The organism is Roseibium sp. RKSG952 (assembly GCF_009711355.1).
In genome coordinates this window covers 1-14,072 of the sequence record NZ_SMMF01000930.1, presented here as the reverse complement: position 1 = coordinate 14,072, position 14,072 = coordinate 1, and the positions used below count along the sequence as shown (strand labels likewise).

At 57.2% G+C, this 14,072-nt stretch carries 14 protein-coding genes; 9 read left to right on the top strand and 5 right to left on the bottom strand.

Features of this window, described 5'->3' with window-relative positions; translation table 11 throughout:
• Positions 1 to 54 precede the first annotated feature (54 nt).
• A complete protein-coding gene (gene arsC / locus E1297_RS24250; protein WP_155143079.1) occupies positions 55 to 480 on the top strand; it encodes an arsenate reductase (glutaredoxin) in 426 nt (141 codons plus the stop codon).
• A gap of 37 nt (positions 481 to 517) precedes the next feature.
• Positions 518 to 946, top strand: a complete 429-nt coding sequence (locus E1297_RS24245; protein ID WP_155143078.1) for a glyoxalase/bleomycin resistance/extradiol dioxygenase family protein — start codon at positions 518 to 520, stop codon at positions 944 to 946.
• 90 nt (positions 947 to 1,036) lie between these two features.
• Here E1297_RS24245 and E1297_RS24240 read toward each other — a convergent pair whose 3' ends face one another.
• On the bottom strand, positions 1,037 to 1,912 hold the full coding sequence (locus E1297_RS24240) for a LysR family transcriptional regulator (RefSeq protein WP_155143077.1): 876 nt from the start codon (positions 1,910 to 1,912) through the stop codon (positions 1,037 to 1,039).
• 125 nt (positions 1,913 to 2,037) lie between these two features.
• On the opposite strand from E1297_RS24240, the gene E1297_RS24235 reads away from it, so the two are divergent.
• From E1297_RS24235 to E1297_RS24225, 3 genes are read left to right on the top strand one after another with little or no spacing between them, the layout of a single operon-like run.
• Positions 2,038 to 2,793: a class II aldolase and adducin N-terminal domain-containing protein gene (locus E1297_RS24235; protein ID WP_155143076.1), complete on the top strand. Its 756-nt coding sequence runs from the start codon at positions 2,038 to 2,040 to the stop codon at positions 2,791 to 2,793.
• Between the two features lie 40 nt (positions 2,794 to 2,833).
• The gene (locus tag E1297_RS24230; protein WP_155143075.1) at positions 2,834 to 3,823 is read left to right on the top strand and encodes a sterol desaturase family protein; all 990 of its coding nucleotides are present in this window, start codon (positions 2,834 to 2,836) and stop codon (positions 3,821 to 3,823) included.
• A gap of 54 nt (positions 3,824 to 3,877) precedes the next feature.
• On the top strand, positions 3,878 to 4,870 hold the full coding sequence (locus tag E1297_RS24225; protein WP_155143074.1) for a sterol desaturase family protein: 993 nt from the start codon (positions 3,878 to 3,880) through the stop codon (positions 4,868 to 4,870).
• 10 nt (positions 4,871 to 4,880) lie between these two features.
• On the opposite strand, the gene E1297_RS24220 is transcribed toward E1297_RS24225, so the two are convergent.
• Complete coding sequence (locus tag E1297_RS24220) at positions 4,881 to 5,828, bottom strand: GlxA family transcriptional regulator (protein WP_155143073.1); 948 nt, start codon at positions 5,826 to 5,828, stop codon at positions 4,881 to 4,883.
• 77 nt (positions 5,829 to 5,905) lie between these two features.
• Here E1297_RS24220 and E1297_RS24215 point away from each other — a divergent pair, with 77 nt between their 5' ends.
• The 3 genes from E1297_RS24215 to E1297_RS24205 are packed head-to-tail and all read left to right on the top strand — an operon-like array spanning position 5,906 to position 9,883.
• Positions 5,906 to 7,066 (top strand): acyl-CoA dehydrogenase family protein, encoded by a 1,161-nt coding sequence (locus E1297_RS24215; protein ID WP_155143072.1) that lies wholly within the window; start codon positions 5,906 to 5,908, stop codon positions 7,064 to 7,066.
• A gap of 25 nt (positions 7,067 to 7,091) precedes the next feature.
• Positions 7,092 to 9,107: an acetate--CoA ligase family protein gene (locus E1297_RS24210; protein ID WP_155143071.1), complete on the top strand. Its 2,016-nt coding sequence runs from the start codon at positions 7,092 to 7,094 to the stop codon at positions 9,105 to 9,107.
• The gene (locus E1297_RS24205) at positions 9,104 to 9,883 is read left to right on the top strand and encodes a carnitinyl-CoA dehydratase (RefSeq protein WP_155143070.1); all 780 of its coding nucleotides are present in this window, start codon (positions 9,104 to 9,106) and stop codon (positions 9,881 to 9,883) included. Before E1297_RS24210 ends, E1297_RS24205 begins: the two co-directional genes overlap by 4 nt.
• Here E1297_RS24205 and E1297_RS24200 read toward each other — a convergent pair whose 3' ends face one another.
• Entirely contained in the window at positions 9,884 to 10,561 is a 678-nt protein-coding gene (locus E1297_RS24200; protein WP_209015966.1) for a class I SAM-dependent methyltransferase, read from the bottom strand.
• Positions 10,562 to 10,604: 43 nt separating this feature from the next.
• Here E1297_RS24200 and E1297_RS24195 point away from each other — a divergent pair, with 43 nt between their 5' ends.
• On the top strand, positions 10,605 to 11,459 hold the full coding sequence (locus E1297_RS24195) for an SDR family oxidoreductase (RefSeq protein WP_155143069.1): 855 nt from the start codon (positions 10,605 to 10,607) through the stop codon (positions 11,457 to 11,459).
• Positions 11,460 to 11,552: 93 nt separating this feature from the next.
• Here E1297_RS24195 and E1297_RS24190 read toward each other — a convergent pair whose 3' ends face one another.
• Positions 11,553 to 13,040, bottom strand: coding sequence for a heme biosynthesis protein HemY (locus tag E1297_RS24190; RefSeq protein ID WP_155143068.1), 1,488 nt, complete (start codon positions 13,038 to 13,040; stop codon positions 11,553 to 11,555).
• Between the two features lie 10 nt (positions 13,041 to 13,050).
• The coding region (locus E1297_RS49225; RefSeq protein ID WP_196223399.1) for a COG4223 family protein at positions 13,051 to 14,072 on the bottom strand (1,022 nt) is incomplete at its 5' end.

The following is a 14,072-nucleotide window of genomic DNA, read 5'->3' as shown; positions in this document are numbered from 1 at the left end:
CCCTGCTCTTTGCGTATCATGAAACCGTCACGAAAGGCAGCATAAGAGGGTCATATGGATATCGTCATTCACCACAACCCCGCCTGTGGCACGTCCCGTAACGTGCTGCAGATCATACGTGACGCCGGATACGATCCGGTGGTCATCGAATATTTGGAAACCGGCTGGACCCGGCCACAACTCCTGGCGTTGTTCGCCGCCGCCGGACTCACGCCCCGTCAGGCGCTTCGGACCACTAAGTCACCTGCTGAGGAACTGGGTCTGCTGGATGATGAGGTGACAGACGATCAATTGCTGGATGCCATGCTGGAACATCCGGTTCTGGTCAATCGACCAATCGTGGCATGCCGAAATGGGGTCCGGCTATGCAGACCATCAGGCGCTGTTCTTGACCTACTCGACACATGGCCAAAGGCACCATGGCTTAAAGAGGACGGAACGACCCTGATTGATGACAAGGGAAATCACGTGCCTGAATAGCTTGCTTTGCGGTGTACTTGCTGCTCAATCTGCTCACATGGACTATGAAACGATAGATGCGGATAGTTTCGGGCGTGGCCTGAACAGGATCGGGCTAAACCTGCTGGTCAGGGACGTGAAGGCAGAATGCACCTTTTTAGAGACTGTTTTTGGAATGAAAAGCCATCAGGTGACGGCTGATTTTGCGATCGTCACCTATTCCGGTCAGGTCTTTCAACTGCATTCTGACGGAACCTATCATTCCAATCCGTTGTTGAGCTTGCTGCCGGAAACACCGCCGCGCGGAGCAGGTATCGAAATCCGCCTGTACGATACAGATCCGGACGATGCCGTTACCCGCGCAGATCTTGCTGGCGCCACGGTACTACAGCCCCCCACAGACAAACCGCATGGTCTGCGAGAGGCATATATCCTTTGCGAAAACGGATATGCTTGGGTGCCTAGCCGCCCGAAAGATACCGAATAAGGCCGACCTGACACAGCGCGTCAGCGCTGCCACGCCCAACCAAAGGAAACGCCCGAAAGGGCAAAGACGATGGGTGGAAGGACTCACTGGTTAGATCAGAGAATCTGCTTCGATCTCGCTTCGGATCCAGTTGGCAAAGGTCACCGCACCCGGTGTCTCTTCGGCCTGTGGCGAAAGCAAAAGGTAGTAGGCCTCGGGCATCACAGCACGATGCTCGAACGGGGCGATCAGTCGACCTTCGTTTATCAAACCGCGAACGATCGTGTCATGCGCCAGGCACAACCCACCTCCAACCATCGCAACGGACAGGCTGACCATATATGTGGTGGAATAGGTGATTTGCGGGTTCGGCCAGTCCAACCCCTGCTCTTCCGCCCAATTTCCCCAATTCGACAGCAGATTCGAGCAATCAAACAACGGCTGCTGATGCAGATTCTCCAGTGTAACGGGGTAGTCTGGCGCACAAACGGGATAATAGTGATCCGTTCGCAATAACTCCGTACGCACGGTGTCTGAGGGGCGCAGGGAATAGCGTATTTCGACAGCCGCCCCTTCTGCCATCTCCTGCGGCTCCCAAAGCTCGGTAAAAATATTGAGATGTACATCTGGGTGCTGGGCCCGAAAACCGGGCAAACGCGGTGCCAGCCAGTTGACGGCAAAGGTGATGTTACTTTGCACCTGAACCGCATTTTGCCGAGCGCCGGTTACCGCCTGTGTACCCCGTACCAGGGTTCTGAAAGCGTCGCGTACAACAGGCAGATAAGTGATACCTGCCTCGGTCAGTTCCAACGCGCGGGGGCGCCTTAAAAACAAGGGCTGACCAAGGTATCCCTCAAGCGATTTGATCTGCTGGCTTACCGCGCTCTGAGTCATGTTCAGATCACGGGCCGCACCCGTGAAAGACAGATGGCGCGCGGCCGCTTCAAAGGTACGTAACCAACCCAGTGGAGGAAGCGGTTTCTGCATGCGCATAACTTTGCCATTAGTTCAGCTAATGGAATAGCTGCGTTTTTTTCGTTGGTCAAATTTCGATGCCGGATGCACGATCTACAAAGCATGAAACTCAAGCCCGCTGCCACAGGAGTTGCCAGATGAGCGTCACCAACCTGCGTCCGAATATCGACCACTGGTCCGAGCGTGTAGATATGGCCGCCGCATTCCGCTGGACTGAGCGGCTGAATATGCACGAAGGCGTTGCAAATCACTTCAGCCTTGCTGTGAACGACGATGGCACGCAATTCCTGATGAACCCCAATCAGATGTACTTTTCGCGTATACGGGCCTCTGATCTGCTGTTTCTAGATGCGAAGGATCCCGATGTCATGAAGCAGCCCGGCGCGCCCGATCCCACGGCCTGGGGACTGCACGGCTCAATCCACCGCCATTGCCCGCATGCGCGTTGTGTCATGCATGTGCATTCGATCTTTGCGACCGTTCTGGCCTCGCTGGCCGACAGCAATCTGCCTCCGATCGATCAGAACACCGCCACGTTCTACAACCGTTACGTCGTGGACGAAGAGTTTGGTGGTCTGGCCTTTGAAAGCGAGGGTGAGCGTTGTGCATCAATGCTGTCCGATCCCAAGAAAAAGGTCATGATCATGGGCAACCATGGCGTTCTGGTCATCGGCAGCGACGTTGGAGATGCCTTTAACAGGCTCTACTATTTCGAACGCGCAGCCGAAACCTATATCCGTGCGCTTCAGACCGGACAGCCGATGCGTGTTTTGTCGGACGAAATCGCGGAAAAAACCGCGCAGGAGCTGGATGATTATCCCGGACAAGCCGAAGCACACCTGCGTGAGATTAAGGCCGTTCTGGATGCCGAAGGGTCAGACTACGCAAGCTGACCCCAGATCCGGTGTTTTTCAGTATTGAAGGGTACCCGCCATGTCGGACACCGCTCAGGACCCCGAAGTCGCCCGCTGGAACTATCGCCCTGATGGCCCGGTAGCTTTGAACCCTGTGTTCAGCTGGCCGCTGCGCCCTGCCGCGGTACTGCAATGGTACAGCGGCGCATGGCTGCAGCTGACATCGCTGACCCTGTGCATGGCCCTTGCAATCGCAGCCTATGTCTTCTTCCTGCCGCCACTGGAAACGATGCAGAGTTTTGCCCCCGGTTGGATGTTTCGGGTCTGGCTGCTGAACATGGTCCCCCAGATATTGGTGGCCGGAGGCCTGCATTGGTGGCTGTACATGCGCAAGGGGCAAGGCATGTACAAAAAGTTCGACCGGCGTGACCTGACCCGTGGAAACGGTACCTTCACCTTCCGCAATCAGGTCTGGGACAACATCTGGTGGACCCTTGGCAGCGCGATGACTGTCGCAACCGTGTATCAGTGGGTGATCTATTGGGCGATGGCCAATGGCTGGGCACCTGTGATCACCTGGACCGAGGCGCCGGTGTGGTTTGTGATCTGGATGTTCTTCATTCCAATGTGGTCAGGCCTGCATTTCTATTGGGTGCACCGTCTTGAACATCATCCAAAGCTGTACAAGCACGTCCACGCCGTACACCACCGTAACGTCAATACAGGTCCATGGTCCGGTATTTCCAACCACTGGTTTGAAAACATGCTGTACTTCACGACCTACTTCATACATCTGATCGTGGCTTCCAACCCGCTGCACCTGCTGTTTCACGCTTATTTTCAGCAGATTAGCCCGATCCTGTCTCATTCCGGTTTTGAAAAACTGAAGGCAGGCGATACCGAAGCTGCACGCGCCGGAGACTTCTTTCACCAGCTTCACCACCGGTATTTCGAGTGCAACTACGGCACCTCCGAAATCCCATTCGACAAGTGGTTTGGCACCTATCACGACGGCTCAGCCGAAGCGACGGTGCGAACCCGGGCGTTCAAGAAACAGATGTACACCTGACCGGGTATATCGCCCCAAAATTCAGACAACACTTCGCAGAAGGAAGACACTGCCATGACTGACACGCGTCAGATGGAAGACATGAGTCGTGAGTGGAACTACCACCCTGAACTGCCGCTGGAGAATCCGTCGATCTTCCGATGGCCCCCCGAACCGGCTTTTCTGGGCAAATGGCTTGCCAAAAACTGGCTAACGCTGAGTGAGCGCGTCCTGATGGTGCTGGCAGCAATCGCGCTGTGGGCGTTTTTCTATCCCTCGCTGGAGACCGCAAAGACCTTTGCATTTGGATGGATATTCCAGATCTGGGTGGTGAATTTCGCGATGATATTCCTCGTCGCAGGCGGTCTGCATTGGTATTTCTACATGCGCAAATCGCAGGGTAAAAAGCTGAAGTTCGAACGCCGCGAACAGGGTAAGAACAACAAGCTTTGGGATTTCAGCGATCAGGTGCTGGACAACATGTTCTGGTCTCTGGGGTCGGGCGTTCTGCAGTTGACCGGGTTTCAGGCCGTGACCATGTGGTTGATGGCCAACGGATATGCGCCGACCATCACCTTTGCTGAAAATCCGGTCTGGTTCATCCTTTGGCTGATCCTGCTGCCAATGTGGTCGGCCTTTCATTTTTACTGGGTGCACCGTCTGCTGCATCAGCCGTTCCTCTATAAAAAGGTCCACAGCCTGCATCACCGAAACGTCAATATCGGCCCTTGGTCAGGATTCTCGATGCACCCGGTCGAGCATTTCTTTTATCTCTCGTCGCTGTGCATTCACTGGATCGTGCCGTCCCATCCGATCCACCTGTACTTCCACATCGTCTTTCAGGGACCGGGTGCAGCGATGACCCATACCGGCTACGAAGACTTGCTGATCAAGGACAAAAAGCGGTTAGCGCTGGGTACATTCTATCACCAACTGCATCACCGGTATTACGAGTGCAACTACGGCAATCAGGAGATGCCATGGGACCGGTGGTTCGGCACCTTCCATGACGGATCACCCGAAGCCACGGCTGAAACACGCGCTCGGAAAAAGCGGATGTTTGGCTGAATATCTGCATTCAGGACCGGGTTGTGCGAAGGGCGCGCGGCGTCACTCCGAACTCGGTCCTGAAGGCCCGGGTCAGCGCGCTGGGATCCTCGTACCCGGCGCGCAAGGCAATTTCTCCGATGCTCAAGTCGGTCTCGGCCACCAGCTTGCGCGCCAGATTCAGGCGCAATCGGCGATAGACCTGCGCTGGCCCCGCGCCCAATTCGGATTGCATCCGGACCGACAGGGCCTTTTGCGAACGACCTACCCGATGGGCGACTTCAGAAATGGGCAAAGGCGTCTCAAGATTCTCCTGCATCAGGGCCAGCGCCTTGTTGACGTAACCGCTGGTCGCGCCTGCGCCTCCGGTATGAGAACGCGCTGAATCGCGCGTCATGAACAGTTGCGAGACCTCCAGGGCAAGCGCCTGCCCCTGATCCCGCCCAATCAAATGCAGAACCAAATCAAAGGCCGCCATCGCGCCGGAACAAGTGATGCGGTTTCGGTCGATGACATAGCGTTCGCGCCGCGCATCGACCTCGGGGAACCTTTCGGTGAACCCAGTCAGCTCCTCCCAGTGGATCGTGGCGCGATGTCCATCCAATAACCCGGCCAGGGCCAGCAGCCAGCTACCGGTATCGAGGCCCGCCAGAACCCTGAAACGCTGGTCAGCAGATCGCAGGCCCGACAGGGTACGCCAACCCCCATGCGCACGAAACCCATAGGATGGCATCACCATCAGCATGTCGCCGCTTGCGGTCTGCAAGGTCCCATGCGGCGCAACCTGCAGCCCAGATGACGAGGTCACCGGCCCGGTATCCAACGCGAGGAACTGCCAATCATACAATTTGCGCCCCGCCAATGTGTTTGCAGCCCGCAAAGGCTCGACCGAATTGGCCAGGCAATGGTTCGAGAAACCGTCGAACAGGAGGACTCCGATTTGCTGCGGTGCAGAAGGTGATTTAGTCCAATTTTGCATGATTAACGTCTATTTTCGCATGTTTCAAATTTCAAGCCACGTCAGGATACGCGCAACACCGAATTTGGAGACGCCCGATGCAATATGGATTGTCCGACGAACAGGAGATGATCGTCTCAACCGTTCGCAGCTTTGTCGAAAACGAAATCTACCCGCATGAGGAACTGGTCGAACGCACTGGTGAAGTGCCTCAGGAAATCGCGGACGAGATCAAACGCAAGACGATCGAGTTGGGATTCTATGCTTGTAACTTCCCCGAAAGCGTAGGCTGTGCCGGGCTGAACCATCTGGAGTTCGCTTTGGTTGAACGCGAGTTGGGCCGCGGGTCCATGGCGTTGAACCATTTCTTCGGACGCCCGCAGAACATTCTGATGGCCTGTGAGGGCGAGCAGGTCGATCGTTACCTCATGCCGGCTGTGCGGGGCGAAAAGATGGACGCGCTGGCAATGACTGAACCCGGCGCCGGGTCGGATGTGCGTGGCATGAAATGTGCGGCCGTCCGGGACGGAGGTGACTGGGTGGTCAATGGCACCAAGCACTTCATCTCGGGCGCAGAGCATGCGGATTTCATCATCGTCTTCATCGCAACCGGAGAGGACCAGACACCGAAAGGCCCGAAAAAGCGGATCACGGCGTTTCTGGTTGATCGGGGAACTCCGGGTTTCACCATCCGCGACGGGTACAAGTCTGTCAGCCATCGCGGCTACAAGAACATGGTGTTGGATTTTGACGACTGCCGCCTGCCGGACAGTCAGGTGCTGGGTGAGGTCGATGGTGGCTTCGACGTCATGAACACCTGGCTCTACGCAACCCGCATCACTGTCGCTGCCATGTCCGTGGGTCGCGCACGTCGCGCGTTCGACTATGCGCTGGATTACTCTGCCACGCGCGAGCAATTCGGCCAGAAAATCGGCAAATTTCAGGGCGTGTCTTTCCAGATTGCGGACATGATCACCGAAATCGACGCGGCCGACCTTTTGACGCTGGCCGCAGCAGACCGGCTGGACAAAGGCCTGCCCGCCAACCGCGAAATCGCTTCGGCCAAGCTCTATGCCTCTGAGATGCTGGCGCGCGTCACCGATGCCGCCATTCAGATCCACGGTGGTATGGGCCTGATGGATGACTACCCACTCGAGCGGTTCTGGCGAGACGCGCGGGTTGAGCGCATCTGGGACGGGACCAGCGAAATCCAACGCCACATCATCAGCCGCGATCTGCTGCGTGCATTGGGTGCGTAATGGCGACGCTGATGAGGGACACCTGATGAAGGCACTCAAACGTGTGCTGACACCTGCGTCGCTGGCCGTTATCGGCGGTGGCGCGTGGTGTGCGGAAGTTATTCGTCAGGCTAGAAAACTTGGATATTCAGGCCAAATCTGGCCCGTCCATCCCAAGGCTGACCAAGTTGCAGGCGAGGCGGTCTACAAATCCATCGAGGATCTGCCTCAGGCTCCGGATGTTGCATTCATCGGTATCAATCGGCACGCGACGATCGAAACCGTAAAGGTCCTCTCGACACTGGGTGCCGGGGGGGCTGTTTGCTTTGCATCGGGCTTTACCGAGGCCCGGGCCGAAGATGATCAGGGGGCTGATCTGCAGGCACAACTGGTGGCCGCAGCAGGCGATATGCCGATCTTCGGCCCGAACTGCTATGGCTTTGTCAATGCGCTGGATAACGTGGCTATCTGGCCGGACCAGCATGGAATGCGACCGGTTGAGCGTGGCGTGGCGATCCTTACCCAAAGCTCGAACATTGCCATCAACATGACCATGCAGCGTCGTGCATTGCCGTTGGCGTTCATGCTGACCTGCGGAAATCAGGCGCAGACCCATCAGGCGGATATCGCCGCAGCCCTGCTGGATGATGACCGGATCACCGCAATCGGAGTTCATATCGAGGGCTTTGGTGACTTGCGAAAGTGGGAGGCACTGGCAGCCAAAGCGCGCGATCGGGGGATTCGCATCATCGCGTTAAAGATGGGGCGGTCCTCACATGCGCAGGCCGCAACAATTTCCCACACCGCGTCTTTGGCAGGTGGCGATGCAGGGGCGCAGGCCTTCCTGGATCGATTGGGGATTGCCCGTTTGAATGATATCCCCAGCTTTCTGGAAACGCTGAAATTGCTGCACATCACCGGTGAACTGGATGGAAACGGGTTGGGCATGATCAGCTGCTCGGGCGGTGAAGCAAGTCTTGCCGCTGATATGGCCGAAGACAGGGATCTGCGGTTCCCCGCACTGACGGATACTCAGCGCACTAATCTGCGTGACGCACTGGGGCCGATGGTAGCGCTTGCGAACCCGCTCGACTATCACACCTACATCTGGCGCGACACGGATGCGATGACCCGCGCGTGGAAATGCCTGGTCGGGCCGGATATCGCCATGACCATGGCGGTGGTCGACTATCCGCACACAGACGCAACAGATTGGGAATGTGCAACGCAGGCAGCGCTCAACTGCGTCGCAGAAACCGGGCGACCCTTTGCTGTAACGGCTACCCTACCGGAATTGATGCCCGAAGATGTTGCGCGACGCCTCCGTGATGGTGGTGTCGTGCCATTCGCAGGATTGCACGAAGCGCTTGCCGCATCCGAGGCCGCAGCACCCAGATCTCATGAGGTCGCAGACCCTGTCCTGCTGCCCTCTGATGCCAACGCCGATCAAATCCTGACCGAGGCCGAAGCAAAGGATGCTTTGGCCGAGTTTGGGATGCCAGTGCCAAAACGTGTTGTCGCCTGCCCGCAAGATGCTGGCCAGGCTGTGCATGGTCTGAATGGTCCGTTTGCGGTTAAGGGCGTCGGCCTTGCGCATAAATCCGAGCACGGTGCCGTACGACTTGGTATCGAGGCAGAGGAAATCGATGCGACCGCTCTGGATATCGGAACGCCTGAGATTCTGATCGAGGAAATGGCCACGGGTGGCGTGGCTGAGCTGCTGGTTGGTGTAACACGCGATCCGGCACATGGATATGTTCTGACATTGGGTGCAGGGGGCATCCTGACAGAGATATTGCGGGATACGGTATCGTTGCTGATTCCGGCATCCCGCGAAGCGGTCAGCACAGCGCTGGGCCAATTGGCCTGTGCACCGCTGTTGGCAGGGTACAGGGGCAAATCCGCCGCCAATTTCGAGGCAACGCTGGATGCTGTCGAGGCTGTGCAAAGCTATGTCATTGCCAATGCGGCAACTGTCGACGAAGTTGAAGTGAATCCGTTGATCTGCTCTGCCGACGGGGCGGTAGCGGTTGATGCCCTGATCCGAAAGGCAAACTCATGAACCCGATCAAAACCCGCCGTGACGGCGCCATACTGGAAGTGACTCTGGACCGGCCAAAGGCAAATGCCATCGATCTGGCGACCAGTCGTATCATGGGTGATGTCTTTCGCGACTTTCGCGACGATCCCGATCTGCGGGTGGCGATCCTGACCGGTGGCGGAGAAAAGTTCTTTTGCCCCGGCTGGGATCTGAAGGCTGCTGCAGACGGGGATGCAGTTGACGGAGATTACGGTGTTGGCGGCTTCGGCGGCCTGCAGGAACTGCGAGACATGAACAAACCGGTGATTGCAGCCGTCAATGGGATTGCCTGTGGCGGCGGCCTCGAGCTGGCGCTGAGCGCCGATATGATCGTTGCCGCGGACCACGCCAGCTTTGCCCTACCCGAAATACGTTCCGGTACTGTGGCTGATGCAGCCAGCGTGAAACTGCCCAAGCGCATCCCCTATCACATTGCGATGGAGCTGTTGCTGACCGGGCGCTGGTTTGATGCAGACGAGGCGCATCGCTGGGGTTTGGTCAACGAAATCGTTCCAGCAGATCAACTGCTCGACCGGGCATGGGAACTGGCGCGCCTGTTGGCGAGCGGCCCACCGCTGGTCTATGCCGCAATCAAGGAGATCGTGCGCGACGCAGAAGATTCAAAGTTTCAGGACTCGATGAACCGGATCACCAAACGACAATTGCAGACGGTCGACGTCCTCTACGGATCAGAGGACAATCTGGAAGGCGCCCGCGCCTTTGCGGAAAAGCGCGATCCGGTTTGGAAAGGGCGTTAATCAGGATTTCTCGAATAGGGCGATCAGCGCAAGGTCGTCCTTGTTCGGGCCAGCGGCCAGATCCCCGTAAATGCGCACCGTGGGCAGGACCAGGTTTTCAATCTGATCTTTTTGCAGTTGCTGCAACGCATCTGCAAAACCCAGCGCTTCATAGTGTCGGGCATTGATCGACAGGGCAAACTGTGCCCCCGGCCGCGCAATGCGAAGCAGGGCGGGCAGCGCTTCGGGACCAAGATGGCCATGCGTGAAAGTCCCCGATGACACGATGCCCGAATAGCTGTCTCGTGGCACCGGGATGCCGTGGTTCAGATCAGCTTCGATCGCGTCACGATAGATATCCTTGCGCATCGCTTCATCCAGCATCTCGGCACTGATATCGGTGGCATCAATTGGCCCAACCCCAAGTCCTGCCAGAACCGCACCGCAAAGCCCGGTGCCGGCACCTACGTCCAGAACAGGTCCTTGTCCCCCGGCGCTGACAAATGCCCGCGCGGTATGGATATGCAGTTGATAATCCTCAAGCGCGGCGAACCCCTCATCATAGTCGCCAGCCCATTCAGCATAGAGACGTTTGCTGTCTTCGGATGTTTTCAGCGCATAAGCCGCGTGCAGGTCGGGTGTCTTGTTGCTCATACCCCAATGAAGGCGCAACAGGGGATTCGAATCAAGTGCGTCCATCCAGCGCTTGCATCCCGGACCGCGCCCTATCATCAAGGGAAGTATGACCAATACACTTCTCTCATTCGGACATGGGTACTCTGCCCGGGTCTTGTCCCGTCGACTGGCCCCAAAAGGCTGGCAGATCATCGGAACCACGCGCAACGCCGATCAGGCCGACTCTATTCGTGAATCCGGGGCCAATCCAATAGTTTGGCCGGGAGAGAGACCATCGCTGGATGGTGTGACGCATCTGCTGGTTTCAACCGCACCGACTGCCGCAGGTGATCCGGTGCTTGCCGAATTGCGCAAAGAAATCACGGCGCGGGCTGATCAGTTTAGCTGGGTGGGATATTTGTCCACGACCGCAATTTACGGCGATCATGAAGGCGCTTGGGTGGATGAAAGCACCCCGCCCGCGCCCACCGCCGAACGCGGTCGCTGGCGGTTACGAGCCGAGGAAGAATGGGCTGCCATTCCTAGCCTGCCACTGCACATCTTTCGACTTGCCGGAATCTATGGCCCGGGGCGGGGTCCGTTCTCAAAATTGAAACGCGGTGGGCTGCGCCGGATCATCAAGCAGGGTCAGGTGTTTTCCCGCATTCATGTAGACGACATCGCCCAGGTGCTGGAAGCGTCCATGCTGCATCCCAAACCCGGTACGATCTACAACGTTTGCGATGATGAACCCGTACCGCCACAAGACGTGATTGGGTATGCAGCCGAACTGCAAGGCCTGCCACTGCCACCTGCGGTTCCCTTTGAAGAGGCAGAACTGACGCCAATGGCGCGCAGCTTTTACAATGAAAACAAACGCGTCCGGAACGACAAGATCAAAAACGAACTCGGGGTCAGGCTGCTGTACCCGAACTATCGTGTCGGGCTGGAAGCGCTTATGGAAAGCGATGGTCTTACCTGAGACCGAGGGATCAATGCCCGATTGTTTGCATGTTCAACCCGGAACACTGAAACTTCCTGCTCCGGGTGATACATTCAAACTCAAGATACCCTGTCAGGCTGGTTTCTCTGCCTCGGCCTGAACCGGTTCCGCATCCATTTCGATCACCTCATCAGCCTGCGGTTCTTCAAGTTCCTCAACTTCAACAGTCTCGGGCTTGTCCTCGAGCGCTCCGACAATCAGCGGCAGCATATGCACGCCAGTCGCCGTCGCGATCTCAGGCGTTTGAGGTGTTTGCCAGCTCAGCGTGTCAAAGCTATGGCAGTTCTGGCAAACCGGAGCCCATTCAGGCTGGATGTCATGACAATTGTCGCACACCCACTGTGGCCCGCGTGGTGCATTCAGTGCCTTGGCCAACCATCCCTGAACAATCGCATCGCTGGCGCCTTCACCACGCTCGATTGCGGCCATCAGCGTATAGGCGCGGGCATCAGCCTGCTTTTCAACCACATCGCCCAGCGCACGGCGCGCCTCGGGGAAGTCTTCGGCGACGATGTTCAGTTCGGCCAGAATAAGGCGCGTTTCCATGTTTTCGGGATGGATCCGTGTAAGCGCCGTAAAGCGTTTGATCCGTTCTTCTGGCGTTTCATCCGGCGCTATTTCGGCAAAGACATGCGCCAGATCGGGATGCGGCTGCACCTCCCACGCTTTTTTCAGGATTTTGGTCGCGGCCCGTGGCTTGCCCTTTTCGATATAGGCCCGCGCAGCCATTGCTGCCGCTGGTACCAGATCAGGTGACAGCCGGTTTGCCTCGATCGCATATTCCTGCTGTTCGACACTTGCGGTGTCGTCCAGAATGTCCTTGGCTTCGGACAAGGCCAGCACCGCATCACGACGCTTATAGACGTCCCGTGGCAGATGACCCGATTTCAGCTTGGCGGTCAGTGTCGAACGAGCCCCGGCCCAATCCTGAGCCTTGGTCTGCAGGTTCAGCAGCACATCCTGCGTTTCTTGATGGCGGGGCTTCAGCTCCAGCGCCTTTTCAGCCAGCTTTCGGGCCGTTTCATCATCACCTTCAGCCAGTTTTTGCTTCATGATGCCGCGCACGCCGACAAAACGGGTAGCGTTATTTGTGACCAGCTTCTTGTAGGTGTCTGACGCTTTCTTGGTATCGCCGGTCATTTCCGCAGCCTGTGCCACCAGCAGGTTGGTCAGTTCGGGTTTGTTGAGCAACTTTTCAGCCTTGCTCGCCTTGGTCAGGGCTACACGCCCTTCGCCCGACGCAAGCGCCATCAAACCATCGGACAAAGCCTGGTACCCACGCTGCTCACGGCTGCGATCGAAATAGCGCGACAATGCAGTCTCATCCCCATTGAGGAACTTGAGCGTCGCAATCAACAGGCCGAGCAATTTGAAGAACAGCCACACTGCAAACACCAGAACGCCCAGCGCGATGACCGACTGCAAGGGGCCAAGCGTGTATTCCGTACCTGCAACAGTGATCTGAACACCACCGCTTGTCTCCATAAGGTAACCTGCGCCCATGGCCAGCAGGCCGATAATCGCAACAAAAACAAGGATCTTAAACAATGACCACAGCATGGCAGGTCCTTCAGTTCGAGTTTACGCTTGAGGCAAGCGCATTTGCGGCATCCACCGCTGACAGCCGGGTTTGGGCCACCTGTTCCCAATCCGCCATCGCCGATTGCGCAGATTCTGGCAACGATTTGAGTTCGGTCAGCGCCTTGGACAAATCCCCGGCAGCCAACGCAGCCTGAGCGCGCGACAGGATTGCATCCGGATCGTCACCTTCCTGCGGTGTTACTGAGCGCGCGCCTGTCTGGCGTTGAAGGAACGCGACAAACCCGGTGCTTTTGTCTGCATCACGCGCATCGGCCAGGGCAGCACGGGCTGCAGGCGCAAATGATGCGTTCAGCTCAGCAATCGTGGCCACACCCTTGTCTGCCGGACCGGATAAAGCGTCTGGTACGGTTACACCGCCAGCCTGCAATTCGGTAATCAGATCGTCATAGCGCAAGCCGGCGTCCAGCTGTCCCTGTAGACGAGACAGTGTGGCTGTGTTCGTCGCAGCCTTGGCGTCTGCGGCCGCTTTAGCCTCCAGCGCCTGCGCATCCGAGACCATTTTTTCTACCTCGGCGCGCTGTGCAGCGAGAGAATCCTGAAGCTTTTTCAACTCAGCCTCAAAAGCAGCAGAAGCTTCTGGTGACACGCTTTGGGTCAGCGCACCGCTTTCCAGATCATTGAGACGGGTTGTCAGTGGATCAACTTTGCTCGTCAGACTGTCTAAACCAGATTTTACAGCATCCAGTTCCGAAGTAATTGGCGAAATCTGGTCTGTCAGCGCGGCGATCTTCGTGTCCATCTCTGTAGTATCGGACACAGATTTCGTCAGAGCCTCTATCTGGCTGGATTGATCATTGATCTTCGATTCCAGGGCCGTGATCGCATCAGATTGGCCCGACCCGAATATTCCCGCACTACCCGCTGCAAACCCGATAGCCGCAGCAACCGCGCCGCCAATCAGGGCAGGAACAAACCCGCCGCGCTTTTCTTGCGACTGAACAATCGGTTCTTCCCGAGTCTGCTCCACGGCCATTTCGGCTTCGGCTTCGG